General features: G+C 58.7%; 25 protein-coding genes. 17 read left to right on the top strand and 8 right to left on the bottom strand.

Annotated elements, in window-relative coordinates; translation table 11 throughout:
- The first annotated feature begins 173 nt into the window (after positions 1-173).
- Both QQJ96_RS07310 and hmpA read left to right on the top strand, forming a co-directional pair.
- Complete coding sequence (locus QQJ96_RS07310; protein WP_284331317.1) at positions 174-4,592, top strand: autotransporter domain-containing protein; 4,419 nt, start codon at positions 174-176, stop codon at positions 4,590-4,592.
- 229 nt (positions 4,593-4,821) lie between these two features.
- Positions 4,822-6,030, top strand: coding sequence for an NO-inducible flavohemoprotein (gene hmpA, locus QQJ96_RS07305; protein ID WP_284331316.1), 1,209 nt, complete (start codon positions 4,822-4,824; stop codon positions 6,028-6,030).
- Positions 6,031-6,040: 10 nt separating this feature from the next.
- Here hmpA and QQJ96_RS07300 read toward each other — a convergent pair whose 3' ends face one another.
- A complete protein-coding gene (locus QQJ96_RS07300) occupies positions 6,041-6,475 on the bottom strand; it encodes an RrF2 family transcriptional regulator (RefSeq protein ID WP_284331315.1) in 435 nt (144 codons plus the stop codon).
- 120 nt (positions 6,476-6,595) lie between these two features.
- On the opposite strand from QQJ96_RS07300, the gene QQJ96_RS07295 reads away from it, so the two are divergent.
- The 4 genes from QQJ96_RS07295 to QQJ96_RS07280 all read left to right on the top strand — a co-directional run bounded on the left by QQJ96_RS07295 (position 6,596) and on the right by QQJ96_RS07280 (position 10,742).
- Positions 6,596-7,678 carry a sensor domain-containing diguanylate cyclase gene (locus QQJ96_RS07295; RefSeq protein WP_284331314.1) on the top strand — a complete coding sequence of 361 codons (1,083 nt, stop codon included), beginning with the start codon at positions 6,596-6,598 and terminating at the stop codon, positions 7,676-7,678.
- Between the two features lie 369 nt (positions 7,679-8,047).
- The gene (locus QQJ96_RS07290) at positions 8,048-8,437 is read left to right on the top strand and encodes a hypothetical protein (protein ID WP_284331313.1); all 390 of its coding nucleotides are present in this window, start codon (positions 8,048-8,050) and stop codon (positions 8,435-8,437) included.
- A 77-nt stretch (positions 8,438-8,514) separates the two neighbouring features.
- Positions 8,515-9,198, top strand: a complete 684-nt coding sequence (locus tag QQJ96_RS07285; RefSeq protein WP_284331312.1) for a hypothetical protein — start codon at positions 8,515-8,517, stop codon at positions 9,196-9,198.
- A 650-nt stretch (positions 9,199-9,848) separates the two neighbouring features.
- Positions 9,849-10,742 (top strand): DUF3800 domain-containing protein, encoded by an 894-nt coding sequence (locus tag QQJ96_RS07280; RefSeq protein WP_284331311.1) that lies wholly within the window; start codon positions 9,849-9,851, stop codon positions 10,740-10,742.
- A gap of 196 nt (positions 10,743-10,938) precedes the next feature.
- Here the strand turns inward: QQJ96_RS07280 and QQJ96_RS07275 are convergent, their stop codons facing one another.
- Together QQJ96_RS07275 and QQJ96_RS07270 are read right to left on the bottom strand one after the other, a co-directional pair.
- Positions 10,939-11,619: a response regulator gene (locus QQJ96_RS07275; protein ID WP_284331310.1), complete on the bottom strand. Its 681-nt coding sequence runs from the start codon at positions 11,617-11,619 to the stop codon at positions 10,939-10,941.
- Between the two features lie 65 nt (positions 11,620-11,684).
- Complete coding sequence (locus QQJ96_RS07270) at positions 11,685-12,452, bottom strand: Hpt domain-containing response regulator (protein ID WP_284331309.1); 768 nt, start codon at positions 12,450-12,452, stop codon at positions 11,685-11,687.
- A 171-nt stretch (positions 12,453-12,623) separates the two neighbouring features.
- Here QQJ96_RS07270 and QQJ96_RS07265 point away from each other — a divergent pair, with 171 nt between their 5' ends.
- The 10 genes from QQJ96_RS07265 (at position 12,624) to QQJ96_RS07220 (ending at position 21,965) form a co-directional block, all read left to right on the top strand.
- Positions 12,624-12,857 (top strand): helix-turn-helix domain-containing protein, encoded by a 234-nt coding sequence (locus QQJ96_RS07265; protein WP_284331308.1) that lies wholly within the window; start codon positions 12,624-12,626, stop codon positions 12,855-12,857.
- Positions 12,858-13,040: 183 nt separating this feature from the next.
- Positions 13,041-13,565 carry a hypothetical protein gene (locus QQJ96_RS07260; RefSeq protein WP_284331307.1) on the top strand — a complete coding sequence of 175 codons (525 nt, stop codon included), beginning with the start codon at positions 13,041-13,043 and terminating at the stop codon, positions 13,563-13,565.
- 142 nt (positions 13,566-13,707) lie between these two features.
- Positions 13,708-14,298, top strand: a complete 591-nt coding sequence (locus tag QQJ96_RS07255; protein ID WP_284331306.1) for a hypothetical protein — start codon at positions 13,708-13,710, stop codon at positions 14,296-14,298.
- Positions 14,299-14,910: 612 nt separating this feature from the next.
- Positions 14,911-15,261 (top strand): helix-turn-helix domain-containing protein, encoded by a 351-nt coding sequence (locus QQJ96_RS07250; protein WP_284331305.1) that lies wholly within the window; start codon positions 14,911-14,913, stop codon positions 15,259-15,261.
- A complete protein-coding gene (locus tag QQJ96_RS07245; RefSeq protein WP_284331304.1) occupies positions 15,197-16,186 on the top strand; it encodes a reverse transcriptase family protein in 990 nt (329 codons plus the stop codon). The genes QQJ96_RS07250 and QQJ96_RS07245 overlap by 65 nt, the downstream gene beginning before the upstream one ends.
- Positions 16,187-16,396: 210 nt before the next feature.
- Positions 16,397-16,834, top strand: coding sequence for a hypothetical protein (locus QQJ96_RS07240; RefSeq protein ID WP_284331303.1), 438 nt, complete (start codon positions 16,397-16,399; stop codon positions 16,832-16,834).
- A gap of 2,390 nt (positions 16,835-19,224) precedes the next feature.
- Positions 19,225-19,527, top strand: coding sequence for a hypothetical protein (locus tag QQJ96_RS07235; protein WP_284331302.1), 303 nt, complete (start codon positions 19,225-19,227; stop codon positions 19,525-19,527).
- A gap of 36 nt (positions 19,528-19,563) precedes the next feature.
- Positions 19,564-20,070: a hypothetical protein gene (locus QQJ96_RS07230; protein ID WP_284331301.1), complete on the top strand. Its 507-nt coding sequence runs from the start codon at positions 19,564-19,566 to the stop codon at positions 20,068-20,070.
- Between the two features lie 114 nt (positions 20,071-20,184).
- Positions 20,185-20,604, top strand: coding sequence for a hypothetical protein (locus QQJ96_RS07225; RefSeq protein ID WP_284331300.1), 420 nt, complete (start codon positions 20,185-20,187; stop codon positions 20,602-20,604).
- A 707-nt stretch (positions 20,605-21,311) separates the two neighbouring features.
- The gene (locus tag QQJ96_RS07220; protein WP_284331299.1) at positions 21,312-21,965 is read left to right on the top strand and encodes a GNAT family N-acetyltransferase; all 654 of its coding nucleotides are present in this window, start codon (positions 21,312-21,314) and stop codon (positions 21,963-21,965) included.
- Positions 21,966-22,099: 134 nt separating this feature from the next.
- Here the strand turns inward: QQJ96_RS07220 and QQJ96_RS07215 are convergent, their stop codons facing one another.
- Both QQJ96_RS07215 and QQJ96_RS07210 read right to left on the bottom strand, forming a co-directional pair.
- Positions 22,100-22,777 (bottom strand): hypothetical protein, encoded by a 678-nt coding sequence (locus QQJ96_RS07215; RefSeq protein WP_284331298.1) that lies wholly within the window; start codon positions 22,775-22,777, stop codon positions 22,100-22,102.
- Between the two features lie 21 nt (positions 22,778-22,798).
- Entirely contained in the window at positions 22,799-23,044 is a 246-nt protein-coding gene (locus tag QQJ96_RS07210) for a hypothetical protein (protein WP_284331297.1), read from the bottom strand.
- Positions 23,045-23,188: 144 nt separating this feature from the next.
- On the opposite strand from QQJ96_RS07210, the gene sctU reads away from it, so the two are divergent.
- Positions 23,189-24,262 (top strand): type III secretion system export apparatus subunit SctU, encoded by a 1,074-nt coding sequence (gene sctU / locus QQJ96_RS07205; protein ID WP_284331296.1) that lies wholly within the window; start codon positions 23,189-23,191, stop codon positions 24,260-24,262.
- 301 nt (positions 24,263-24,563) lie between these two features.
- Here sctU and sctT read toward each other — a convergent pair whose 3' ends face one another.
- Genes sctT through sctR form a run of 3 tightly spaced genes read right to left on the bottom strand, consistent with a single transcriptional unit; the run spans position 24,564 to position 26,307 of the window.
- Positions 24,564-25,355 (bottom strand): type III secretion system export apparatus subunit SctT, encoded by a 792-nt coding sequence (sctT, locus tag QQJ96_RS07200; protein WP_284331295.1) that lies wholly within the window; start codon positions 25,353-25,355, stop codon positions 24,564-24,566.
- Between the two features lie 10 nt (positions 25,356-25,365).
- A complete protein-coding gene (gene sctS, locus QQJ96_RS07195; RefSeq protein WP_284331294.1) occupies positions 25,366-25,632 on the bottom strand; it encodes a type III secretion system export apparatus subunit SctS in 267 nt (88 codons plus the stop codon).
- 9 nt (positions 25,633-25,641) lie between these two features.
- Positions 25,642-26,307 carry a type III secretion system export apparatus subunit SctR gene (gene sctR / locus QQJ96_RS07190; protein ID WP_284331293.1) on the bottom strand — a complete coding sequence of 222 codons (666 nt, stop codon included), beginning with the start codon at positions 26,305-26,307 and terminating at the stop codon, positions 25,642-25,644.

Here is a 26,307-nt window from a genome sequence, read left to right as displayed (position 1 = left end):
TCGGCGGCGCCAGCAAACAGGCATCACTTCGTCGAATCGGCGGGTGGGCCCTTAATTTCCAAGCATTTGCGCGGTTCGCCGGGGAGGGCGGGGCGTGGCGCATGCATGCGCCACCAGGTGGTCCGCGTACGTATCGACCATTCCATCAAGCGGTAGATCCATGAGGGGGAGTCATGAAAACACGTAATACCCGGCGCCAAGCCGGCCATTCGAATTCGCCGAAACTGCTGACGGCGATGATCGTCATGGCGCTTGCCGCGCCCTTGTCCTTGCACGCGCAGACTTTCGTGCCGGCCGGGCCGGGCGTGGAGTCCGGGCCGTCCTTCCTCATGAATGGCGCCGATAATCCGCAGCCGGGCCAGCCCACCAACACGGTGCCGTACTACGCCACGCAGTCGGGCGCGGTCCAATCGATCGCCGTGGATCCGTTCAACACGCAGGTGGTACTGGTCAGCTCGCCCAGTGGCGGTATCTTCCGCAGCACGGACGGCGGCAAAAGCTGGGCCGCGATGACCGACAGCCTGGGCTCGTTGGCCGTTTCCCAGATCAGCTTCGATACCACCGATGCCAGCGGCAACACGCTCGTGGCCAGCATCGGCAGCACCACCAATGGCGCCACCGGCACGCATTTTGATCGCGGCGGCCTGACCAACCAGGGCCTGCTGTATTCCACCGACGGCGGCAAGAGCTGGAGCGCGATCGGTCAAAGTTCGCTGCCCAACATCAGCATGCTCAATGTGGTGGCACGTGGCCAGGTGATCATGGCGGCGGGCTTCGAGGAGGAAGGCGAAAAACCCAACGGGCCCAACACCGGGCTGTATCGCAGCACCGACGGCGGCAAAACGTTTGCCCGCGTGGATCAGGTGGCGGGCTCTGGCCTGCCGCCGGGCCCGACCTCGGCGCTGGTCGGCGATCCCCACGATCCGAACCGCTTCTATGTCGGCGTGGCCGGCACCAGCAACACGGCCGTGTATACCAGCGATGACGGCGGCAAGACCTGGAGTTCGATCTTCAGCGCCGCCAACGCCAATGGTTCCATCAACGCCAGTACGCCCACCATGCTGCGCGTGGCTGCCGGTCCGAACGGCTCGGTGGTGGTCGGCGTGGTCAACATGGCCCTGGGCCAGCTCAACAATGCCTTCCTGTCGTCGAATGGCGGCAAGAGCTGGGTGGATCTCAGCCCCTCGCTGGCCACCGGCACGGTATCCAATGAGAGCACGGGAGGCGTTTCGCGCGCCGCTGCCTACCAGCTCTCGCGCTACCACGAAGTGATTCCCGGCCTGGCGATCAACCAGGGCGGCCAGGCGATGACCAACTCGCTGGTGGCGATCGATCCGCAACATCCGAACGTGGTCTACATCGCCGGTGATGGTCGCTACGACAATGTCACCGGCAGCACTTTCGAGGGCGTTTCCGCGCTTCGCGTGGTGGTGAACGCGGACGGCTCGATCACTTACGCGCCGCTCACCGACAACTTCACCAGCGACCATTCCACCGTTCACCCGGATGCGCGCGCCTTCGCCTTCGACGGCCAGGGCAACCTGCTGATGAGCACGGACGGCGGTCTGTACTGGCGTACCAATCCCTCCAGCGACAATGGCGTCTGGCGCGGATTGAACAACGGCCGCCAGGCGCTGGAGATCTACAGCATGGCGCTGGATCCCAACACCGGACAGATCGCGCTGGCCGCGCAGGACAACGGCGCGGCGCGGCAAATGCCCGGTCATTCTTCCATCTACCAGCAGATCGGCGGCGGTGACGGCACCCTGGCCCTGATCAATGGCCAAAGCACGCCCGGCTACAGCTACACCTACGTGGCCAGCCAGTACCTCGGCGGCCTGACGCGCTACAAGACCGACGCCAATGGCAATTACGTCAACACCGTGCCGTGGAACGATGCCAACGGCAACCTGATCACCAACTTGCCGGTGAGCACGGACTTGTATTTCGCGCCGGACAGCACCGGCCAGTTCGCCACGGTGGCGAACCAGAACGTCGGCGCCAACGTCGTCGCGCTGAACAACAACACGATCAACTTCGTCAATCCGTTCGTACTCAACCACGTCGACCACAGCCTGATGGCTACCGGCGTGACGCCGGGCGTGTTGGTGTCGCAGGACAACTTCAATGTCGCGCCGACGCCTTACGTCGCCGGTGACAACGCCTGCGCACAGGGCTGCTATCAGATCTTGCCGTCGTACTTCGCGGGGACTACCGGCTTCGTCTCGGCGCTGGACTTCGGCACCAGCGACAACACCTACGCCCTGCTGGCGGGAACCTATCTGTACCAGGATCCAGTAAGCGGCAACAACTCACGCTTGTTTGTCAGCACCGGTACTTCGCTCAGCAGCATCAACCTGCAGCCGGTGTTCTCGTATCCGGTGGCAATGCATGCACCCAATGCAGTGTTGTTCGATCCGCGCACACAGAACCGCTTCTTCGCCGCGGCACCGGGCACGGACGGCAACGGCTTCCTGTGGGGCACGGTCGACGGTGGTGCTACGGGCAAGGACCTCACCGCGAACTTGCCGGCAAACTTCATTCGCCCGGATGCGCTGGCCTTCATCAACAGCAACGGCGTCAACGCACTGCTGGTCGGTGGCATGAATTCGGCGGCCAACGCCGGCAATCCGCTGGTGTCGGCCGAAAGCGACGCTAACGGCAACCTCAGCAACTGGCGCAGGCTGGGCAACGGCCTGCCCAATGTGCAGATCACCCAGATCGACTATGAGCCCGGCCTGGACGCGATGGCCATCGGCACCTACGGCCGCGGTGCCTGGATGCTGTACGACGTCACCAGCAACTACGCCAGCGCCACGGTGCTGCAGTTCGGCCTGGCCAACAACGACTCCAGCCCGGATGCATCCTTGCTTACGGGTAACCGCCCGCTGATCAAATACGGCACCGGCACGCTTACCCTCACCGGCAACGCCAGCTACACCGGCGGCACCACCATCAATGCCGGCTCCGTGGTCTTGAACGGTTCGGTGCTCAACAATGTCACGCTGAACTCCGCTGCGACACTGACCGGCGCGGGCTCGGCCTCCGGCCAGCTCAACGTGCTGGGCGGATTGGTGGCGCCCGGCAGCGCCAGCGGCAATACGCTGACCGTGGGGAGCCTGGCCAACCAGGGCGGCACTCTGTTGTTCTCGTATGGGGCCAGCGGGCAGAACACGCATTTGAGCGTAAGCGGCCAAGCCAATATCGGCGGCATGAAACTGCTGCTGGCCCCGACCTCCACGCCGGCGCCGTTCTTCAGCAGCTACAACTTGTTGAGCGCCGGCAGCCTGGTGGGCCAGTTCGTAAACGCCAGCAGCGCATCGGGCCCTACCGCCTGGGTGAACCTCGCTTCGATGCAGCCAACCGCCAGTCAGTCCCAGCCGGTGCCTGCCTCCGTGCAGCCCTCGCTGATGGCGCGACTGGAATATCTCGGCAACGTGTCGCTGGAAATCCTCAACCCGCAAAACTGGACGGCAGTAGCGGGCAACCGCAACCAGTACGCGGTGGGCCAGGCACTGAACAGCCTGCAATACACCGCCTCGGCAAGCATGCTGGCCGCACTGGGCAACGCCGCCAGCGGCAATGTGCCGATGAACCTGGAGGCACTATCCGGCGAAAGCAGCGTAGCTTCGGCACGCGCGATCAACCTGGCTGGCGATCGCTTCCAGTCTGCCGTTGACGAGCAGATGCTGGACGCGCCAGGCTGCCTGGACGGGCAGGCCGACCCGGCCGGTTGTCGCAACCTCGGCAAGGATGTGGGCGACCATCGCCTATGGGTGCAGGCCACCGATATCGGCACGCGCTTGGATGGCGAGTTCCAAAGCAACCGCTTTGACGGCAACGGCATCGCTTTGGGCGGAGAAGTCGCGTTGGGCGAACAGGCCAAGCTGGGTTTCGCGTTGGGCCACAGCAACGTCGACACTCGCACCCCGGCGCTATCCTCCAGCGTGCACTCGGACTTCAACATGCTCGCGGCCTACGGGGCCTACCAGCGCGGCTCCTGGTTCATCGGCGGTGTGCTGAGCTACGCCAACGGCTGGAGCCGTGCCGACCGTAGCGTGGTCCTCGGCAGCGGCGGCACGCAGTCAGTGAGCGGCAAGCCGGATGCCAACGCCATGGCCTTGCAACTCGATACGGGCTTCGACATCCGGCTCGCGCATGGCTGGTTCGTGCAGCCGTATGCCGATTTGGCAGCGTCCCGATCCTGGCAGCAGTCCTACAGCGAGTCCGCCGACAATGCGTTCGCCCTGAGTTACGGTCACATCGACCAGACCCGCTACGACGGCGACCTGGGTGTGAGGCTGGGCGCTACGTTCCAGGCCGGCAAGACAACGATCAAGCCGTACGTGGGCGTGGCCGAAGCGGCTGCCTGGGGCGACCTCAAGCCGCAAACGCAGGTGACTTTCATCGGTGCGCCCGGCACCAGCTTCCTGGTCCGCGGTAACAGCGTGCCGAGTTCATGGCTGAAGGCGCAGGCCGGCGTGCAGATGAGCATCGGTAAGTCGGTGCTGCTAGATGTGAGCTACCAGGGCGCGGTGACCGGCCACCTGCACGACGACTTCCTCAACGCCGGCCTGTCGTGGCGGTTCTGAGCAACAGTATGTAGGTTGGCTTGTAAAACCCAGCATCGCGATGCGTGCATGCATCGCGATGCTGGGATTGCATCCCAGCCTACAAGGCTACGGGGTGTAGGTAGGCTGGGTTGCGAAACCCAGCAATTCCGTTCATGCCTACGGGGCGCGGCAGGGTGCCGCAGTGCAGCAAGCTGCGTTTTATAAGATGTATTCTATATGCATCTTTATGGACGACAGGCACTCCCCCATGCTTACCCCGACCCAACGCAACATCGTCAAAAGCTGCGTGCCAGCGCTGAAAGCCCATGGCTTGGCGCTCACCAAGAACTTCTATGCACGCATGTTCCAGGCCAATCCCGAACTCAAGCACTTGTTCAACATGAGCCACCAGGCCACCGGCGAACAGCAGCAGGCGCTCGCGCTGGCGGTGCTGGGCTATGCGGAAAACATTGATGATCCGTCGGTGCTAACACCGGTGATCAAGGTGATCGTGGCCAAGCATGTCAGCATGGGCATTCGCGCCGAGCACTATCCCATCGTTGGGCGTCATCTGCTCGCGGCGATCGCCGAAGTGATGGGCGATGCCGCAACGGCTGAAGTGCTGGAAGCGTGGGCTGCCGCGTACGGGCAGCTGGCGGACATTCTGATCGAAGCGGAGCAGGCCTTGTACACACACGCCGCCTTGGCGGAGGGGGGCTGGTCCGGCTGGCGTCCGTTCCGGGTGACGAATGCGGTGCGCGAAAGCAGCGAAATCGCCTCCTTCTACCTGAAGCCGACCGATGACGGATCGCTGCCGCCGTTTCAGCCGGGACAATTCGTCTCGGTGCGCACGGTGGATGAGAGCGGCATGACGCATATCCGCCAGTACAGTCTGTCGGATGCGCCGCATCAGGAATATCTGCGCCTTACCGTCAAGCGTCAGGATGCCAGCGGCAGCGCGCCAGCAGGCATTGTTTCCACGGCGTTGCATCTGGATGTGCGCGAAGGCGATGTCATCGAGTTGTCCTTCCCACAAGGCCATTTCGTGGTGGACCAGGCCAAGGATACGCCCCTGGTGCTGTTGAGCGGCGGCGTAGGCATCACACCCATGCTTGGTATCGTGGGTCATATCGCCAAGGAGCAGCCGCAGCGTGCGATTCATTTCGCTCACGCGGCGCGCAATCGCGAAGTGCACGCCATGAACGACTGGCTCAGGAGCATGGCTGACCGGCATGCCAAGCTGGATGTGGAGATCTACTACGAGGAAGTCGATGCCGCCGACGTGCCCGGACGGCATTACGACAAGCAAGGCCGCATCGATGCCGGGCAGATTGCAGTACAGGATCACCTGAGCAATGCGGACTATTACATCTGCGGCCCGCGCGGTTTCATGAGTGCGCAGATCGATTCGTTGAAGCAGGCGGGCATTCCGGACGCGCGTATCCATGCCGAATTTTTCGGCGCGTCGTTGAGTTGAGCGGCTAAACTCAGGCCACGATGTTGAGCGCGATCCGCAGTTTGGCCGGTCGCGCCACCAACTGCTTCAACGTGCAGTTGTCCAGCACACCCAGAAAACTTTGGCGCGCTTCGTCCAGCACGTGGCGCAGCGCGCAGGCGGGCGTAATGCTGCAGGTGTTTTCCGAGCCGAAGCATTCCACCAGCGCCAGATCCGGTTCCATCGCGCGGACCACCTCGCCGATGCGGATCTGCTCCGGCGTGCCGGCCAGCTTCAGCCCGCCACTGCGTCCACGTAGCGCATCGACATAGCCGAGTGCCGCCAGGCGCTGGGTGACCTTCATCAGGTGGTTTTCGGAGATCCGGTATTGCGTGGCGACTTCATGGATGGACGAGCGACGATCGCCTTGCACGGCCAGGTACATCAACAGGCGCAGGGCGTAGTCGGTCTGATAGGTCAGTCTCATCGCGGGCTCCGATAGAACCCCCATGCTACACGTGCCGGCTTGCGCTTGGCGCCGTAGCGAGGGCAGCAGCCGGACGGGTGGGCTTAAGAAGCTACCCGCGGCGGCCGATATTGCGGGCATATGAACTCGCTTTCCCGTACCGTTCCATCCCATCTCCTCGGCGCCCTAGTCGCCGCGATCAGCCATGCGCATACGCTGGAGGCCCTGGTCAGGCCCTTGCTTGAACTCCTGCAGACGGCCACTGGCCTGGAATCGACCTACCTGACCCGGCTGGACGAGCCGGAGGGCATGCTGCAGATCCTGTACGCCCGCAACACCCAGCGCCTGACCCTTCCGGAGGGGCTGAGAGTGCCCTGGGGAAGCAGCCTCAGCCAGCGCGCGGTGCAGGAAGGCCAGTTCTATACGGATGACGTGGGCGGCTGCTGGGAAGACAGCGAAATAGCCAAATCCCTGGGTGTGGTCACCTATTTGAGCACCCCGGTCCGCGGCAAGGGCGGTGAGCTTTTTGGCAGCTTGTGCGCCGCCAGTGGCGAGCGCAAACCGCTGGCGGAGTCGGCCAGCCACGTGCTGGCGCTATTCGCCCAATTGATCAGCCAGCAGATGGAGCGCGAGCGGCTGCTGGCCGCCTTGCAACAGGCCAATAGTTCGCTGGCGGCGATGGCGCTGACGGATGCCGTGACCCAGCTGCCCAACCGGCAGGCCGTGCTGGAGGAAATGCAACGGCGTCTGGCAGCCCCCCAGGAAGATCGGGCCCTAATCGTGGCTTTCATCGACCTGGATGGTTTCAAGCCGATCAACGAGCGGTTCGGCTATGAGATCGGCGATCAGTTCCTGCAGACGGTGGCGAAGCGACTCAGGCGGATGCTGCGCGATAGCGACATGGCGGCACGCATGGGCGGCGATGAATTCGTGGTGCTGGCGGTAGAGCAGCATGCGAAGGCTCAAGCCGCCGCCGTCGCCTTGTCCCGGCGATTGGAGGGCGCCACCCAAGGGCGTTTCAAGCTGGACTCCGTGCTGGTCGACTATGACGGCGCTAGCGTCGGCGCCGTTGTGGCCGAGCCCGATTGCAGCAACGCGCAGGCACTGCTGAACCAAGCCGAGGCGGCGATGGCTGCCGTCAAGCAGGCGCGCAAGCGGGGTGCTTCATCACCGCCAGCGGCCAACGGGACCGTTGCCCGCTACCAGTGGCCCGTCATCGAGTAAGGCGGAAACTCCTGCGACCATGGTGAAAACCCTAGCGCGCCTCGCGGTTCGTAGGCTGGGATGCCAATCCCAGCATCGGGATGCTGCCAAGCAAGCTGGGATTAGCATCCTAGCCTACACGCTGCGGGCCTTCTGGACGTCATGCCGGGCGCGTAGGAATCGATCAGAGGCGCCCTAGCACGGCGACCATGGGGAAAACCCTAGCTAGGGAATGGCCTAGTTGGAGGGGAGATGGCGGGTTTTCATACTTCGCCCAGGTCTTGCAGCTAAAGCACTGCTGCATTGCCGATCTACGCCAATGCTGGGCAGCTGGCGTAGCGAAGCAAACCCGGCTGATTTGCGACCCCCATCCTTGAAGAGGACAAAATCATGAGTGCGCATCCCATTTCCTCCGGCTATGTCCACGCGGCCGGCGCTGTCGCTAACGGTGGCATCAGCCGCGCAGAAGCCAATGAGCGTGTCCGTAACGCGCTGAACGAATTCCAGAACCAGGTTTCCCCGCAGCTGGCCGATGTGCTGTGCAATTGCGGCAACAATTCGGAAGGCTATCTTGAAGTCCTGGCCAGGGTGCTGGGCGACAAACTGAATACGCAAGCCGACAAGCTCAAGTACGACGCCGCCCACGTGAATTCGGCCGATCCGGGCCAGACCACCGAGTTGAGCGCGGAAGCGGAAGAATTCAGCCAGATGATGGATGCGTTCAACAACGTCATCAAGACGCTGGGCGAAGCGCTCGACACCATGGTACGCAAGCAGTAAGCAGCCACGTGCTATCAGGGGCCGGGACACGCCGCGTGTCCCGGCTTTCTTTTATGCATTCATGGGTGCAAAGCATCATGCATACTGTTCGTCCGCACGGTTTTGCGTTGATGACGGCCATCGTGCTCGGCTTGCCATTCCAGCATGCAAAAGCTGCCGGTCTTGGTGCAAGCGACATGGAAGGCGTCTGCCTGGTAAAAACCTTCCGCACCGGCGTAGGCGGCATGCGTCTGCCGGTTTGGCGGCCGTATCTATTGCTGAAGGACGGCAGCGCCTATGCGAATCCGAAACTGGCACCCGATACGCTCGATCCGGAGCAATCGCGTCAAGACGAAGCCGACCGATGGGGCAGCTGGTCGCAGCAGGGCAGTGACAAGACGCTGAGCATGCCCGGCCAGGGTGCGATGTCGAGCGCCCAATGCCTGCCTCCGGCGACAGCGGGAATGTCGATACAAGGCAGCTACAAACATGTGGGCGGTGGCGGCAACACCATCAGCGGTGGACATGCCTCCTTCATGCGCAGTGACAGCTATCGCTTTTATGCCGATGGCCGCTTCAGTAGCGGCAGCAACAGCGGGTTGATTTCGCCGGGCGCATCGACGGATGTGGAGGACGCCGGGAAGACCGGGCACTACCGGATTCACGATTACTCGATCGATCTGCGCTACGAAGATGGTAGCGAGGCGCAACTGTTTTTCTATGCCGATGGCGATCGGCTGTTGCATATTGGGGATGAGGATTTTGTGCCGGCGGGTGATTGATAGGGCTGGGTTTGCGCCTTGATCTATTGCCACGTTTTGCATGTCGCCGACTTGCTGCGTTGACCGCAGCGCTTTTGGTCGCAAGCGACCGAGTTACTTTGGGTGTCGGCCATGACCGAACACTTGCTGCGCAATCTTGGAAAGGCACTCAGAGCGAGGCGTGAAGCTGCTGGCTACTTTCATCAGCGTAGTAGATTTGGCTCATTGGCAGAGAAGTCCCTTTCAGCCAAGAAAAAAGGGTCCCTCGCGGGACCCTTACATTTGGTGACAGACCCTAAGGCCGGCGCGCTTAGATCGCGCTTACGACGTCTTCTTCAGAGTATCGCGGTTTACCTAGGACTTACCTGTCGAGATCCATCGTAACGAACTAGGGTGTCGATTGACAAGTTCTTATGAATCAGACCCTTACTAGCACTCCCATGAGCGGCAGCGTATGGAAAAGCCCCTAAATTCAAGGCTAGTCCAGCTTGCAGAAGCCCGAATGCTTCTGCGCGCTGATCGTGGTGACCGAGCGGGAAATTTTCTTGCCTGTTGATGCTCAATGAAACTGCATCAATAATCTGGCCTTCGAAGCGTTGAGGTTGCCTCCTTGGGAGCGCCCCTCGCGGCGGCTTATAGGACTTCAAGCACAAAGCATATAGGGACTGCTCGTGAGTTGGCTGCTATTCCTCGACGAATCAGGACATGATCACAAGAACTGCCCCTACGAGGTCCGCGGGGGCATTGCCATTCACGCAAGCAAGCTCTGGCCTTTCGTCAAGCAACTGCTTAATGCAGAAGTCAATGCTTTCGGGGCGAATCTTCGTGAATATAGCAAGGAGCTAAAAGGGGCGAAGTTGCTCGACAGGGATCGCTTCAAATGGGCCCGGCAGTCGGAAAGAATGCCCGACAATGCGCGTCGCAAACATGCACGTGCCTTTCTGACAAAAGGTCTGGAAAAGAAGCCGCCATCCAGGGATGAGTTTACGGCTTATGGGCAGGCATCTATCGAGATGGCTCGGTCTGTTTTTGAAAGTCTTCGAAACAACGGGGCGCTTGTGTTCGCTTCCATTGTGCCGAGAACGATTAAAAAGCCTGCATCATTTGAAGCTGATGAATACCTTCGCAAGGATCACGTATTTTTGCTGGAAAGATTTTTTTACTTTTTGGAAAGCAAAAAAGAACATGGTCTCCTCGTATTCGATGCGGTCGATAAGGGGGCTGACCAAAAATTTGTTCGGCAAATGGAGCGATATTTCACCAAGACGGCTACGGGGCTCTACCGTAGCAACTGGATCGTCCCTGTTCCTCTATTTGTGGCGTCCGAAATGAGCCTTGCCGTTCAGGCTGCTGACTTGGCAATCTACTGCATCAATTGGGGTTTTCGCCTTCCCACGCTTGGACTGGATGAACCTGTTCGGGAAGAAATAGCAGAACAATTTGGCCCGTGGCTAAGAGAGCTGCAGTATCAACAGCACGTGACCACGAATGGGGGACGACAGTTTGATTCATATGGAATCACGTTCGTCCCAAACCCATATGGCGATGGCGACAGACAGGCATAAAAAAGGAGATAAAGCACGTCAAGCCACTACAAGAGCCGCTTGGCGACAGAATCTCCACTTCCAAAGATAGCGACTAAAGGCGAGGATTGCAAGCTCACCATTCAGATAAACCGACAGCAATAGAGCAATAGGGCACAGGCGGTTAATACTACCATCCGTTCATCTGATCCCGATTTTGACCCGGCGCTGGGCCCACTCACCCCCGCTGATACCGCACCTTGAACAACTCGTGGTCGTTACATAGTCCCAGCTTGCGAAAGGCCGAATGCTTCTGCGCGCTGATCGTGGTGACCGAGCGGGAAAATTTTTGGGCGATGGCCTTGATGGACATGCCATCGAGGATGCAGCGCAGCACCTCATGCTCCCGTGCGGATAGCTTGGCGGTGTCCAGCAACTCATCGCTGAGATCCTTGTCGGACTCGTCACTTCGATCGATGGGGTTGATAGGCCCTGCAAGGTCGCTTAGCTGCCGGCTGAAATAGGTTCGGCCCGCGGCCACCGCACGGATGGCCACGTACAGTTCGGACTCGTGCTCCGTCTTGCCAATGAAACCGTGGGCGCCGGCCCGCTGCGCTACAGCCATCGTCGCGGCGTTGCAGTGGGAAGACACCACCAAGATCGGTATATGCGGATGATGCAGATGTAACGAGCGTAGCAACTTGGCGCCATCGGTCTCCGTCGCCCCCAGGGCGTAGTCCGTCACGATCACGTCGGGTTGGTCTTGCTTTAGCGCCTCGAAGAGCTGCCGAGGCGTGCAAAAGCTACCGGCCACGTCCACGCTGTAATCATGCTTGAGCACCAGCTCCATGCCACGGCGTACCAGTATGTGGTCTTCGAGCAACATCACGCGCAAGCGCGGCGACAGGGTGTCGGACATGGCCTACTTCCTTTTCAGATGAGTCTGGCGTTCCCTTTTCCTTTCTCGTCGACCGCATGGTCTGCCTAGTCAAAGTGGCGGGCGATAGCCACTTTCAACGCCGCGAGCGTGCGTTGTATTTCCTCGGGCGGAAGCGGCGCATAGCCTCTAGCCGCGAGTTCCAGCCGATCCGCCAGCGCAGCTGCCTGATTTGCACGCAGCACCAACGCAGCGCCCTTCGCGCGATGCGCAAAGTGCACCATGTTGAGCGTGTCCTGCCTTGCCAGGGCTCGCTCATACTCCTGGATGTCCACATCGATACAGGCGCGGCACCATGGGGGTGGAAGGGGTTCATCCGGCGCTTGACCGGCGGGAGGCGGTAGGTCGAGCCATCGCGCGAGGGTGGCATACAGCGCCTCGGGGCGCAGGGGCTGGTGCAAGACGCCATCCAGCCAGCTATCCAAGGCGCGACGCCTGTTCTCGCCGCCTTGCTCCATGATGGCGACGAGGGGAATGCGAGTGCGCTTTGCGAGCTTGGCCACCGCCAAACGCAGCAGGGCTTGGTAGACGGTTGCGTCCGGCCCTTCCAAGGCCATTAGGATCACGTCGGGCGCCTCACGATCGATGGCATTCAACGCCGCCAGGCTGTCAGCCACTGGGAGAGGGTCCAGGCCAAGCGACTTGAGTTGGTCAGCCAGCACGGTGCGGCCCTGGCGATCCTTGGCTACCACCAGGATGCGTGCAGGCGCCTTGGGGCGCGCGTCGTACACCGCGGTGGGTTCTCTAACTGCCAAATGCATAAACCGCTCAGCTTGGCGATAAGCGTAAGAGATGAGGTTGGGAGATGCGTTCATCACGAATACTCCAAAGTGGTCACGCCGCACGTAGCACACGGCGCGAGGCGTATAGGACCAACTGGTGCCTTGAGGCCAGAGCATGACATGGAACTTTAAAGTAGTCTATATAAAAGAGGTCTACTTTTAAATCTGTAGAGCCAAAAGGGGACTGCTCATAGGGTGTCGGCTATGACCGAACACTTGCTCCGCAATCTTGGAAAGGCGCTCAGAGCGAGGCGTGAAGCTTCTGGCTACAGCCAAGAGAGCTATGCGGACGCCATAGGCATGCACCGTACCTACTACAGCGCCGTAGAGAGAGGGGAAAAGAACCTCCAGCTCGACACACTTCAGCGCATATGTGCTGGGCTGAAGTGCAAGATGTGGGAGGTCTTGAAAGAGGCGGAATCGAAAACGCACGGATGAGGGTGCGCTGGCACGTAAGAGCTTTAGAGGGACGGCCGAAGGGTTGCTAACCTAGACGCCAAAGTTAGATTGCGGTCCGAAGCTGGTAAGCAAGTCCATACTTCGCGAGCTCTCCAATTACCCAATTGTGACCGTCTGGCATTCTAGTGAAGAACCCGATACATCGACCGTAGGAGCAAGATCATGGATCCAGTACTGATGGCTGGTGAGCTTGTCGAGATTGCTTCCAGCCTGCCACCCGACTCGATAGTGTGTTTAGAGCTACCTGCCTCGGTGATTAACGCGCATCAATTTTCATCTTCCAGCGAGAGCTTCTTCGCTGTAGCCGTTGAGAAAGCGTCCATCTCTTCCGAGCGACCGGATGGAAGCCCGGGCGGGACGATACAGGCTGGACCGGAAAACGCACTAAGAATTTCACTAGCGCCAGGTGAAACGGAACGGTTGTTTCTTTTGCGAAAGAAAGCAGTTTCGGACATGAATGCGCTCTTTGGGGACGAACAAGAAATGCTGTTCGAATTCGCTCGGGCTCAAAGAGCGCTGAAAGCAGCTTTGTCAATTCGCGACATGATGATGGGGCGAAAGGAAGCTGGTCTTTCAAATGGAAGCATTGGATTAGAGAGTGCAATAAAAGCAGTGGACGACGCTATTGAGAAATTTCTGGCCTGTGAGATTCCGATTAGTGTTCCTATTCCTGATGGCAAAAAATAGATCAAAGGGCTCTGAAGTTGGCAAAGGGGACGCTTTTCTTGGCCTGCCGAGAAAGGGCACATTTTTGGGGTAGGGAAGGCGCTGCCCCCTTTCATTGTATTGATGCATTGATCTGTCTGATTGTGCCTCATGTTGGAGATTGATGATGGGATTGTCGTTGGATGTTTCCGCATGGCCCGCACAAGAAGGGCCTTTAGTGGTCCCTTGGACTGAGCCCGGAAATCCAGCGCATTTTCATGCGTTTTCGATGGCTGAAGATTGGTTGGCCTTCGTGCATAGCTTCAATCTATCGCCATCCATTCCGCAGACGGTCGCTTTGAAGTATCTGCGGGCGCAAAAGCTCTATGCATTTGCGTGGTTCGACTGCGACTTGATCAAAGCGGGTGAGCTGGTGGCGCTCAGTGCGCTCGAACGCGCCCTGAAAGAAAATTATGAGGGAAAGTTAAAGAAATCGGGTCTTGCAGCATGGGTCGAATACATGGCCGAGCATGATGGGCTCACTGACAAAGTGCTACCGATCGCCCTGCGATGTGGCCAGCCCGTTGTGCAATATCTGTATGAGACAGATGCCGCGATCGAGGCGCGCAAGAAGATGGGCGCCCTAGAACCGAATACTCTGGCGCGTATCCGAAACGGTCTTGCGCATGGAGATCCCTTTGACGGACTGAGCTGGCCGGGGCTGTTGGAGATCGTTCGCGATTTGATTGAGTATGCGTATCGCAGGCGACTGTAAATAAGAAGCCCGGACATTCCCGGGCTTCTCAATCTCTTTTGGGGTGGTTACTGCGACCAAGCTGGTCGGCCCGGGCAACGAATCAGGGCGAACAAACTTCGCCTATTGCGAAGTTTGTTCGCAAGGGAATAGAATGGCCCCGGGCACTGATGGGTCGCTGGTTGCTACCCTCGCAAATGTGGAACCTGCTGTTGAGGTTCGTGGAGGTTTCTTACCTCTGTCCTTCCCGGGAGCACGGTCGCGACCGGGACGATGATGAGACGGGCTCGACGTCGCGCGGTTAGGTGACGACGAGCGAGGGTCTCGTCGTCACCGTGGAAAGAAGGGCGAAGCGTGCTGTCTGACCCGTTCTCTGGGTTGCGAGGGTCCGACGGGATTGATTCGGATGGTCCGAATCAGTCGCTGAAGGAAACCAGGAGAACACCATGAAAGACGCAGTTGCTCGACCGCATCCTTGGCGTAAGTGGATATTGCGTCACCTAAAGGCGGGGCTTCAAAACCCCCAGGTATTCCGCTGGTGCATGTTTGGCCTGCGGGTGCTCGAAGAAATTCGCCGTTGGTGGTCATGATGCTTGCGCAACGCTCTTCTTCTCCAAGCTTTTGGAGATTGTCATGTTGAACCAAGCGCTTCGAATGGCTCGGGAGTTTCATCGATTGACCCAGGCAGACCTGGCAGCACGGCTTGATATCTCGGCTTCATATTTGTCGGAGATCGAGAACGGAAAGAAGCGTCCTTCATTGGACATCCTAGATGGTTACGCCAGGATCTTCGGTGTTCCGGCTTCCACATTTCTTTTGTTTGAGGAACGATCGAACGGAAAGGCAGGAGACGGAAAGGCCTCAAAGGCCGAAAAGCTCCTCAAGTTTTTTGATTGGGTCCTCAATCAGGAGGCCGACGATGAAGCCCACGGCGCGAAAAAAGAAAGAACGCCTAGAACGACCCAAAAAGCAATACGCACTTGATCAATGCGCGCTTTTTGGGATCAAGGGCGTCGGTCAGCTGATGCGGGTGCTGCGATGGTGCAGCACCCGCGCTGAACTTGAAGGTTTCGACCAAATTAGGGGCAGCTATAAGGTTTGGGAAAATGAAAAGGGAAGGCTCATCCAGGCAGCTGGGCCGGACATGCGTAAGATTCAGGCGCGCATCGCCGTCCTTCTCCGTCGGGTCGTGCCACCGGAGTATCGGCACTCCGGGGTGCGTGATAGGTCATTCCTGACCAATGCCAAGTTCCATTCCTTGGATGAGCCTTCCATCAAGCTCGACATCAAACATTTCTATCCAAGCACCTCTTTTGCCCACGTTCGGCGCTTCTTTACGCAGGAAATGAAGTGCGCTGGGGATGTGGCGTTTCTTTTGGCAAAGCTCTGCTGCTATCAGCGCCGCCATCTTCCGACGGGAGGGGTTCATAGCGAAGTTCTTGCTTTTTATTGTCACCGGAAAATGTTCGAGCAGCTCTATCAACGAGCCAAGTCACGCGGTGGAGTGATGACCATCTACGTGGATGACATCATGCTCACGATGCCTGGGGCTTCTTTGACGGACCTCGAATGGGCACGGCGCCTTTTTGCAGGCCACCGGATGACCATTCATCCAGGCAAGTCGACGGTATTGCCTAAGCATGGGCTGAAAACGATTACCGGTGTGGATATACGCCGGGGTGAGCTGAAAGCCCCCGTCAGCCAACATCACCTTATTCGCAAGCGCCACGCTGAGCTTGCCATAGCGAAGGATGGACAGGAGGCGGCCACATTAGCGAAGAGCCTGGTGGGCCATCTGGATCATGTCGCACAGATTGAGCCACGGTTACGCAGCAGGGCTGCCGGGACTCGCGCTCTTCTGAAACACTTGGTCCTTCCGGCGAGCAACGAGAATAAAGTTCGCCGATAGAAACGGCGAGGTCAGAATCCCTAAAAAATGTCGCCTTTGCGGGTGGCATCGACGGGGCCACTCAATTGCCTCTAAGGGGGCAATTGAGGATCCCCTTTATTTGAGACTGATGCCGGGCGAAAGGGGCAGAACACAGTATTTGAGGCAGGAGAAGCGATCTTCGTAGCTCTCCCCATTTTTACGCCAGCATCAAGAAGTAGGAGGACGGCAATGGTCGGTGAGTTCGCAGCAGCAACAGCTTCACTTAAGACAGCGATGGACATCGGCAAGGCAATGCTCGATGCAAAGGGCGCCTATGAACAGGCGGACCTTCGCTTGAAGATTGCGGAGCTCATGGGTGAGCTGGCGACGGCTAGAGGTACCCTTGCGGACGCCGAGGACGCGGCACGTCAACGGGACGCCGAGATAAAGAGGCTAAACGAGGCGTTGCAGATCAAGAGCATCATCGTGAAGGACGGGGACGCCTACTTCGACATCGATGCGGACGGCAAGCCTACCGGTGAGGCCTATTGTATGCGTTGCTGGCAAGCCGATCATAGGCTGTTCCATCTCTCCTATCCTCGGCGTATGGACCACCCGACCGTCTGCCCTCAATGCAAAACCCAATACAACTTCTATCGGACTCAGCGGCACGAGAAGAAGGGGTGATTCAGTACACCTTCCAAGTCGCCTTTGATGGGTCCGAAGTCGCCTTGCCCATCTGGGCAACCATGAATGGGCGTTTGTGATCTAACTCAATAGGCGCACGGATATGGGCTGCCGATCTGAAGACGCCATTCTCTTGTTTGATGTGTTGAGGTGGAAAATTATGAGCGAAGGAGAAATCTCAGCGACCGACCCAAATCGAGAGACTGGTCTTGGCAGAGTGGCACTTTGGCTGGATGTCGACGATCTACGATGGCTGGCTATGCACTGTGACTGCGGTGATTCAACCTCGGAAGCCGAGCGAGATCGATGCGGTCGGATTCGCTTCCGCGCCAATGCAGCCTTACACAAGGCAGGGTTAAAGTGACTGATAGGGAAGCGGGCGCAGTTAAATGGGGCTAAGGATCGGCTCTTAACCGCCCACTCCGTCCCCTTTGGTTCCGGTCCCCTTTGGTTCCGTGGTAGGGAGCTGGGCTAGTTGAGGTTCCTGCTTTCGACCTGTAGCGGCCATTCGGAGATACATTTAGCACTCGCTTCAGGGGTTGCCTGCGCCAATGTCACCTACTCGACAACAACAACGATGGGCCACCCGCTTGGCGAGGAAGAGGGCTCAATCTGACGCGCTTACACAATCATTTAGTTCAGAGGTGTCACGTGCGAACGACCCGCGCGTGACGTGTCCATGTTGCGGTCAATCTATTTATCCGAAGACAATGGACTATATGCCAAAGCCTGGAACATTCAAGCAATATCGCTGTGTGCACTGTGGCGCTTGGCTCACTATAGATCTTCGATCGCGAATCAAGCTTATTGTCATGGGATCTATAGGGGCCGTAGTGGGGACTGCCGGTTACATCAAACTGCTAATCGCCATGGGAGTTCCTGTGCGCGAACACCAGAATGCCGTCCTCTGGCCATTCGCGATAGTGGGTTTCTTTTGCGGCCAACATGCCTTGGCTCGCTACATGCGAAAAATCGTGCGGTGGAAAGCAGTGGAAGACTGACGTGCCGTTCAACCAGACGATTCGGGACGCCCGCCAAATCGCCTTTGATGGGTGTCCACAAGTCGCCGGGTAGTCGCTCAGATATCCGCTTCCGATCCGAAGCGGATGGTTGAGCTATAGCTCAACGAAATTATCTAATCATTCGTGTTCAAAAGGGGAAATTAATGACTAATCGTCAGGCAAAGGCTTCAGTTCTTATCTTCATAGGCATAGTACTTATGATGACCACAGAGCCACTTGCAAAAGCACTTGCTAGTTCGACGCCACCGCTGATCATGGCGGGAGTTTACAGCTTGAGTCCGCTTGGACTCATATGTCTTGTCATTGGCATTTATCGCGCAGTGACGAAAGGGAAGCAAGCTTGAACAGACGAAACATGAGTTCTATAGGTGGAGCTACATCGCATATTGGAAGATGGGCCTAAGTCCGCTTTCGACTGCGGATTCAGCCGGTCGCTGACCAGGAAGATCTTGTACCCGTACCGTTGGAGTTCATCAGAATGCGTTTTGCGAGTATTTTAAACTTTTTGGGCGCAGTAATTTTCGGCTTGATAGCCTGCTACTACGCTCCTTGCGTTAGCGCATCGGATCTGGATATCGGTTGGAATTTGACCGTACGGCAGTGTGGAAGACTCTCGACGGGACGCGACGCAGTAGTTATAGCTCACGGAGTATCAGCGGGTTCAGGCTCGGAAGGGCCAGGCATAAGTATCACAGTGAATGAAGAGTCACCTTCCGGGTTGCGTTGGGCGTCTAGGTTTACCGCCTTGCATATTGGTGACGAGTTCTTAATAAGAGGATCGATATACCATGTCTCTTCCATATTTGTAACTGCGCCAAAGCCAGTGGCGCCCTATCGACCCGGGATGATCGGTAGTGGTTGTGTTGAAAATGATTCAGGTGCATCCGTCCGAGATGAGAATCAAAAGCTTCCTGTGGAAGATGAAGACGGTATCGTGTTGCCCGCTTACCTTTCCGTCGGAAATAGGCCATGCAGTTTGGAGGTTTCGGTCGCGTCCCTGGAAACCAAGGACGATCAAACGTCAGTAGTGAAATTGGAATGGCACGAAGACAAAAATTACAATGGCTACCCTGGATCGTGTCGCGAATCCGAAAGTACCTCGGGGAGCCTTAGGGAGATGGATCTCTTGAATTTGCCGGGCTATGGAGCTTTTCGCGTTCAATCCATCTTGGCAAGATCAAAAAAGCACGCGGATTGGGTTGTGCTTGTGCCGATTTCAGGTGCTACGCAAATAAGCGAATGAAAGATGTCTTGCGTGCATGCGTCGTTGGTGATCGCCTATGCTCCTTGTGGTTAAGGTCGCTTGGGCGCAAAGCGTCCGCTTCCGACCCGAAGCTGACACTGCGCAACTGAGAAGAGGCTTGGATCATGAAGTTGGTTCCTTCCCTGATGACTCGCATCCTTCGAGACTTTTGCCATGTCGAATGGTACGAAGTGAAGGAATTGAGGGTGCTCATTGCTAGTGGCGATGCTAAGTTCGACGTCGAGTTGTTTAAAAAGGAACTGGCGGAATGCATCATGAGCTACCCGGCAATTCCGGTCGTAGAGATCAACCGTCTTAGCGGCAACGAGTTTAGAACGCAGGATGAAGCCCGCCGTTGGCTGACCGAAATCCGGCGAGACGTGCTCGAGTTTGAAACATCCGCTTCCGACCCGAAGCGAATACTTTGATTCACTAGCTGTGACGGTCGACGAGGGGGTTGCAAGGTGACCATTGAAGTCTTTGAGAAGTTGCTAAGCCCGTCTACGATGCTGGACGGCGAGCAATCACTTCTTGGCATGAAGAGCGAAGCGATCCCGCTGCTCCGGGACCTCCTGGACGGAACCGCCAAGAACGCCAATGGCGTCGCCTACCGCAATCTTGGCTTGCCCCTTCATTGCGCTTTGGAGGTCGCTAGCCGGCTAGGTCCCGAAGCCAGGCCATTGGAAGGCCTTCTAGTGAAAGAGCTTCACGCCGGCAAGGCGGTAGCGGCTACCGCCTTAGGGCAGGCAGGCGAGACGACAGTGGAGGCACTTGCGATCAGTTTGGATCCGCCTGCTGCTGCGCGATTTGAGCTAGAGCTACCCTACGAGGCTGGTCTGGCGCTGATGCGGTTGGGCGCTTCTGAACACCCGAGCGTGCTGCGTTCAATTGAGGCGTCTAAAAGCGCGAAAGCGAATTGGACTAAGGTTCGCGAATGGGCCGCCAGGCGGAGTGGAATAGCTTCGGGCTAAAGTCTGCCACTGACCCTTGCCTGCCAGGTGAGATTTGGACTGAGGATGGAGCCCGTATGTATTGCCCATACCGTGGATCGCAACTGATCTTGACTGAAAATGGAGAGCTTCCTGATGAAATCACTTCATCGATCAATTTTCATTCTGGCCATTCTCTTGGCTTCTAGTGCAGCGTGCAGCGCCGACTTTTCCGGCCAGTGGGCGCTGTCCGTCGAGAATCCCGAACACCATATCGTTGCCACTCTCAAGGTGGAGTTCACGAACGAGAAAGCAGCATCTTGCATGGGTGGCGAGTGGAAAGTCCTGAAAGTCATTTCCGCGATGACGAAAGACAAGAATTTCTTCCCAGCGGCAGATCCACTCTCCTATCAAATTGAGGGCGGGAAACTGACGATTGGTCGAAACGAGGTATGCGATGCATACCTTTGGCTCCAAGGCGCACTTGGAGGAGTCTCGGTGAGGGGCGACTACTTCCGTCTAGGACTTGGAGGAACCACTCCGCTGGGGTACTTCGACTTGAGGCAAGCCAAATGACTACGGAGCTAGCTGTTCTTTCAAGCCGGCGATAGTTCGCAGCGCTGGTAAGGTGGGCACTGAGTGTCCGCCACCCAAGGCGGACTAGTCACGATCGGAGAGATGGAGTGGTTGAGATCCGAATAGCACCAGCTGCCTGGCTGTTACCGATGGTCATCGGCGTTTGCCTTGCATCTTGTAAGGGGGCCGATGCCCCTGCACCTCTTGGCGCACGACCCGTGCAAGAGCTTCATGCAGCTTGCGCAGCCCTCGCGCAGTTTGCTAAGGACTTGCAAGCGCAGCACCCTGAGAACGACTTTCAGCGATTTGCCGCCTCCCCAAATAACTATACGTTTGTCGTTAAAGAGAGTCGCGACTCCTACACCTTCTACTTTGGGCTCAAGCCTTTTCACGGACGACCAGTAATTGACGAGGGAGCAGTCTACAAAGTGGACAAGGCCGACGTGAGAGCCGTGAGGGTCGCACCTCATTGAAACGTCCGCTTCCTTCCAAAGCGGGGAAGTTGGGGAACACCTCAACCTACACACCACCGCCCCTAGGGAAACCCCCAGCTAGCCAAACCCCTCCGCAGGAGTAGTAATGCGTACCAAGGGGCAGGGGACAAAAACTTTTCCGCGATGCGATAGCGGCAGCAGCAGGCTGCATGCTCATACTCGTCTGAGCGCATCCATTTGCCATTCCGCTACGCTGGGGGAGCAAGGGCCATCATGTCGGAACCATCCCAAGCAGAACCTCCTTTGGGGATGCTCGACCCTCCTCGATCATCCGCCGTCAGTGAGACACACAGCCATGTAGCGTCAAGCGCCGCAGCCGGTAAGTCCACGCGCCTCGCGTTGCCGCAGTCGCGAAGGATGCGGCTATGCGAACTCGGCTATGAAGATATCCCCCGGCTGAGTAGCCTCTTCGCGCAAACCAAAATGCATCCCTTGCTGTTGGACAGTCCTACGCGTTTCATCGATGTTGCCGCGGTCGTAGCTTGTGTCCATCGGCTTTACGCCACGTCGCAGGGGCTTGGAGCCTGGCTGGCGGAGACGCTGGATGGCGCGTTCGTTGGCCTGTTTTCCCTGCTGCCTATCGAAGGATCAGCCGATGTGGAAATTCATGTGCGGCTGAAACCGGAAGCCTGGGGTCGCTGGTATGCGATCGAAGGAACGCAGCTGTTATGTCGGCAAGCGTTCGAGGTGGTGGGGTTGCCGCGTTTATTCGGCTATTGCCACCCGGATCAACAGCGAGTACGGCGGATCATGGAGCACTTCGGTTTTCGTGATCGAGGATTGTGCGAGCATCGCCGTCAAATCGCCCATTGTTATGAGCTGGATGCGGAAACGTGGCGGGAGCGCAGCGCTATTGTTGCGCATTGAAGGCGTTAAGGATGCTCTGATCGTGTCCGTTACCGCACATTAAGTGCGTCTGGCGATGCGTAGGCTGGGATGGCAATCCCAGCTCCGGGATGCCGCATGGGTGCTGGGATTATCATCCCAGCCTACAGGTTGGTTCAGAGTTGATGCACGATCCAGCCCGCTGGCATGGGCGCGACCGGCGCGGTGCCGCGAATGGCGGCCTGCACGACATCTTCTGGGGTACTGTCGGCTTGCTGCCAGCGTTGCGCGAGGCGGCCAAGGATGTCGCGCGTGTCTCGGGTATAGGTGCCCTCAAGCTCGGTTCCGACATCGGCGCCCAGCTTGCTGGCGTAGACCATGCGCAACTGCGGATTGAGTTCGAACAAGGCCAGCAGTTTGCGCATCGCATCGGCGTAGAGTGCCAGCTCCAGCATCGGGCGCTGGGTCTGTTGGCAATACCACACGGTGAGGTATTCGATCGGACCAAGCAGGCGGCGGCGATTCATCGAACCCTGGCTGTAGCAGTTTGCATCCTCGGCAGCGCTGCGGCAGGAACCGCCCCATGCGCTCAGCTGGCCGGCCGGAAGGTCCATGCGCTGTGCCGCGGCAGCCAGCAGGTCGGCGACGCATTGCTTGGCGGCCGCGTCTTCGCTCTCGGCAATGATCAGCAGCATCTTCAAAAACAGAGGGTAGGCCTCATCGCCCAACTGGCGCACGATGCGCTTGGCCAGCGTAAGGCGCAGCTCCATCGATGACTCTTGCTGCAGCGCGCCCACCAAGCGCCGCGTCGTTTCCAGCAGCGGTTCGGCCAAGGTTTGCAGATCGGCGGGCATGCGCGCGGTCTACGGCCCGTTTCAGCCGAGTGGCGCCAGGATATGGTTGACCAGTTGATCGAGCTGGGTGGCGGAGGGAGCGTAAAGGTCGGTGCGCGCATTCAGCAAACGCTCGGCGGCGCTGGTGCCGGCCCATACATCCAGTCCTAGCAACTGATTGCCGGTGGCCGTGCGCAGCTGCGCGGAAACGCTCAGGCCGGCCGGTGCCTGGACCGCGTCCGCGCCGGCCAGCGGCAGCAGACGTGATGGAAGCTCGGTAGGGTTCATGGCGTCTGGATACGATGCGATGTCTGTAGCGAGTCTAGGTCCGATACCGCATCACGCCAGCTGGGGGAATCCCTAGGTGGTGGCTATCCTCGGACCGGCGCACACTGCGCAACGTTGGGCTTGAACCGCGCAATCAGGTGAGGCATGGCGGGGCAGAACCAGGATAGTGGCGATCGCACCGAAAAACCGACCGCCAAACGGCTGCGCGATGCGCGCAAGGACGGCGATGTTCCCAAGAGCCGTGAGCTGACCAGCACGGTGCTGGTAGTGGCCTGGCTGTTGCTGTTGATGATGGGCATGCCGCTGATCCGCGCGCGCTTGAGCGGTTTGTTCGATACGGTCGTACAAGGCGTGCATCAACCGTTCGACCAGGCCTTGCACAACGTCGGTTGGGCTGCGTGCGTCGCCTTCTTGTGGTTGACGGTGCCGCTTTTGCTCTGCGCGGCAGTGGTCGCCGTGATGGTCGAATTCCTGCAGGTCGGTCCGGTCTTCGCGCCCAAGAAGATCAAGCCCGATGCCAGCCGGATGAATCCCGCCGAAGGCATCAAGCGCCTGTTCTCGCAGGAGAACCTGGTGGAGGTGATCAAGGCGATCGTCAAGAGCAGCTTGCTGATCGGCTTGTTCGCGTGGGTGTTGTTCGCCCTGATCGGCCAATTCGTGAATCTGCCTTATGTGCCGCCGCAGGCGACGGGCGAGGCGCTGTGGGTCGCCGTGAAACGCTTTGCTACCGGCGTGATCTTCGTGTTCTTTTTTGTCTCTGCGCTGGACGTGTTCTACCAGCGTTATGCCTTCACCAAAAAGATGAAGATGAGCCGGCGCGAAATCAAGCAAGAGTTGAAGGAGAACGAAGGCGATCCGATGATCAAGTCCCGCCGCCGCCAGCTGCATCAGGAATGGTCGCAGCAAAACACCCTCGCGGCGGTACGCAAGGCCAGCGTGGTGGTCACCAATCCCACCCATCTGGCGATTGCGATCCGCTACGAACAAGGCGAAGACGATCTGCCGGTGATCGTCGCGAAAGGGGAGGATCACGAAGCGGCGCTGATCCGCCAGGCGGCGGAAGAGGCCGGTGTGCCGATCATGCGCAACGTGAGCCTGGCGCGCGGTCTCTATGAGAAGGTGGAAGTGGACGACTATCTGCCTGGCGATTTCTTCGAGGCGGTGGCGGAGTTGCTGCGTTGGGCAGAGTCGATTCGCGAGTCGCGCGACGGCAAGTAACGACAAGTTTCAATTCGCGAATATCTGCTCCCTCCCGTACGTGTAGGGGAGGGTTGGGGTGGGGTGAAGCAACCTCGCGGCGAACTTCAACAATGCGGCAAGCTCGTGCAACCCCACCCCAACCCTCCCCTGCCAAGCAGGGGAGGGAGCTACTACTTGCTCCCTCCCCTACGTGTAGTAGGGGAGGGCTGGGGTGGGGTGAAGCAAGCTCGCGATGAACTTCAACAATGCGGCAAGCGCGTGCAACCCCACCCCAACCCTCCCCTGCCAAGCAGGGGAGGGAGCTACATATCGCGCGCGCCTACAAAATACGCTTGAGCGCCACCAGCAAGTCCCGGTTCTCGTACAGCTTGCGCATCACCACCTCGATCATGGCCCCCAGCGCCAGCAGCAGTACCCAGGTCGACAGCCACGACTTGATCGGCATCGCCAAGGAAAAGACATTGAGCTGCTGCGCATAGCGGTTGACCAGGCCCATGGCGATATCGACCAGGGACATCACCACCAGCATCGGTGCGGAGAACACCAGCACTGCCGTCATCAGATAGTTGAACTGCCCGACGAAGAATTCCATCCCGCCCGGACGCAAGGGTGGCAGCAGGCTGGCTACCGGCCAGATCGCATAGCTCGACATCAGCAGGTCCAGAAACACCATGAAGGCGCCGCTGACCATGAACAGCCAGGTCGCCACCTGCATCAGGAAGACGCCGGTGATCGTGCTCTGCTGGCCGGCAAGTGGGTCCATCTCCATCGACATCGACGTACCGGCCTTGGTGTCGATCACGCTGCCGGCGGCACCCAAGGCCCAGAAGACGGTGCCGAAGCAGAAACCGATCAGCAGACCTACGAACACTTCCTTGCCGAGCACCATTACCCAGGTGGCCCCTTGCATGATCGTCGTGCTTGGATGGGCGGCTGCCGCGAGCGGATAGACCAGGATCGCCAGGCTCACGTAGAAGCTGTTGCGCACCAGGGCAGGCATCGTCTCGGAGGTCATCAACGGCAGCACCAGGAACGCCGCGACGATGCGCGGCAAAGTCAGTGCGATGCCGTCGAGCTGATTGCCGAGATCGTCAACCGAAAAAGGAGCCATCGGTGGGTGGTCAGCTCAGCATGCCGGGAAAATCGGTGAACAGCCGGTCGGCGAACTTGAACAAGGTGCCGCCGAGCATCGCCGCGGTTGCCAGCAAGGCCAGCACCACCACTACGAATTTCACCGCGTACGGCAAGGTCTGCTCCTGGATCTGCGTGGCGGCCTGCAGGAACGCGACAATCAGGCCGGCGATGGCCGCGGCGAGGATGGGCGGCGCCGACAAGGCCAGCACCAGCCATAAGGCTTCGCGTGCGAGCTGGACTTCCTGATCGTACATGCGCCGCCTCTATTGATAGGTGAGTACAAGGCCATGGATCAGCTTGGCCCAGCCGCTGAGCAGGATGAACAGCAGCAGCTTGAACGGCAGCGACACCATGGTGGGCGAGAGCATGATCATGCCCATCGCCAACAGGATGTTGGAAACCACCAGGTCGATCACCAGGAACGGCAGGAACAGCAGGAAGCCGATCTGGAACGCTTGCGTCAACTCGCTGACCGTGAAGGCGGGCATGATCACGATGAAGTCGTCGGCACTCAGTTCCTTCTGTCGCTCCGGCGGCAGCAGCCGCTTCGCGCTTTGCAGGAAAAAGTTGCGTTCAACCTGATGGCTATGCTTGATCAGGAATTGCCGCAGCGGTTCCTTGCCCGTTTGCACCAGGGTGCCCAGCTTATCCATGTTCATCGGCCCCGGCGCCTGCGTGCTCATTTGTGTTTGCACGCTCTGGTAGGTGTCCATGATTACCGGGTTCATCACGTAGACGGAAAGTATGATCGCCAGGCCGTTGAGCACTACGTTAGGCGGCACTTGCTGCAGCCCCAGCGCGTTGCGCAACAGGCTGAGCACGACCACGATCTTGGTGAAGGAGGTGACCATCACCGCCACGAACGGCGCCAAGGCCAGGGCGACGACAACGGTAATGATCAGGGCCGGCGAAAAGCTGCTGAAATCCAC

It is taken from the genome of Dyella flagellata, assembly GCF_030160275.1.
Classification (GTDB): domain Bacteria; phylum Pseudomonadota; class Gammaproteobacteria; order Xanthomonadales; family Rhodanobacteraceae; genus Dyella_B; species Dyella_B flagellata.
The sequence above is the reverse complement of the archived record's forward strand: the minus strand, read 5'-3'. Positions and strand labels throughout refer to the sequence as shown.

Excerpts from the sequence above, each read along its gene's own strand:
- QQJ96_RS07310 (WP_284331317.1), top strand. The coding sequence starts at position 174 with ATGAAAACACGTAATACCCGGCGCCAAGCCGGCCATTCGAATTCGCCG.
- hmpA (WP_284331316.1), top strand. The coding sequence starts at position 4,822 with ATGCTTACCCCGACCCAACGCAACATCGTCAAAAGCTGCGTGCCAGCG.
- QQJ96_RS07300 (WP_284331315.1), bottom strand. The coding sequence starts at position 6,475 with ATGAGACTGACCTATCAGACCGACTACGCCCTGCGCCTGTTGATGTAC.
- QQJ96_RS07295 (WP_284331314.1), top strand. The coding sequence starts at position 6,596 with ATGAACTCGCTTTCCCGTACCGTTCCATCCCATCTCCTCGGCGCCCTA.
- QQJ96_RS07290 (WP_284331313.1), top strand. The coding sequence starts at position 8,048 with ATGAGTGCGCATCCCATTTCCTCCGGCTATGTCCACGCGGCCGGCGCT.
- QQJ96_RS07285 (WP_284331312.1), top strand. The coding sequence starts at position 8,515 with ATGCATACTGTTCGTCCGCACGGTTTTGCGTTGATGACGGCCATCGTG.
- QQJ96_RS07275 (WP_284331310.1), bottom strand. The coding sequence starts at position 11,619 with ATGTCCGACACCCTGTCGCCGCGCTTGCGCGTGATGTTGCTCGAAGAC.
- QQJ96_RS07270 (WP_284331309.1), bottom strand. The coding sequence starts at position 12,452 with ATGAACGCATCTCCCAACCTCATCTCTTACGCTTATCGCCAAGCTGAG.
- QQJ96_RS07265 (WP_284331308.1), top strand. The coding sequence starts at position 12,624 with ATGACCGAACACTTGCTCCGCAATCTTGGAAAGGCGCTCAGAGCGAGG.
- QQJ96_RS07260 (WP_284331307.1), top strand. The coding sequence starts at position 13,041 with ATGGATCCAGTACTGATGGCTGGTGAGCTTGTCGAGATTGCTTCCAGC.
- QQJ96_RS07255 (WP_284331306.1), top strand. The coding sequence starts at position 13,708 with ATGATGGGATTGTCGTTGGATGTTTCCGCATGGCCCGCACAAGAAGGG.
- QQJ96_RS07250 (WP_284331305.1), top strand. The coding sequence starts at position 14,911 with ATGTTGAACCAAGCGCTTCGAATGGCTCGGGAGTTTCATCGATTGACC.
- QQJ96_RS07245 (WP_284331304.1), top strand. The coding sequence starts at position 15,197 with ATGAAGCCCACGGCGCGAAAAAAGAAAGAACGCCTAGAACGACCCAAA.
- QQJ96_RS07240 (WP_284331303.1), top strand. The coding sequence starts at position 16,397 with ATGGTCGGTGAGTTCGCAGCAGCAACAGCTTCACTTAAGACAGCGATG.
- QQJ96_RS07235 (WP_284331302.1), top strand. The coding sequence starts at position 19,225 with ATGAAGTTGGTTCCTTCCCTGATGACTCGCATCCTTCGAGACTTTTGC.
- QQJ96_RS07225 (WP_284331300.1), top strand. The coding sequence starts at position 20,185 with ATGAAATCACTTCATCGATCAATTTTCATTCTGGCCATTCTCTTGGCT.
- QQJ96_RS07220 (WP_284331299.1), top strand. The coding sequence starts at position 21,312 with ATGTCGGAACCATCCCAAGCAGAACCTCCTTTGGGGATGCTCGACCCT.
- QQJ96_RS07215 (WP_284331298.1), bottom strand. The coding sequence starts at position 22,777 with ATGCCCGCCGATCTGCAAACCTTGGCCGAACCGCTGCTGGAAACGACG.
- QQJ96_RS07210 (WP_284331297.1), bottom strand. The coding sequence starts at position 23,044 with ATGAACCCTACCGAGCTTCCATCACGTCTGCTGCCGCTGGCCGGCGCG.
- sctU (WP_284331296.1), top strand. The coding sequence starts at position 23,189 with ATGGCGGGGCAGAACCAGGATAGTGGCGATCGCACCGAAAAACCGACC.
- sctT (WP_284331295.1), bottom strand. The coding sequence starts at position 25,355 with ATGGCTCCTTTTTCGGTTGACGATCTCGGCAATCAGCTCGACGGCATC.
- sctS (WP_284331294.1), bottom strand. The coding sequence starts at position 25,632 with ATGTACGATCAGGAAGTCCAGCTCGCACGCGAAGCCTTATGGCTGGTG.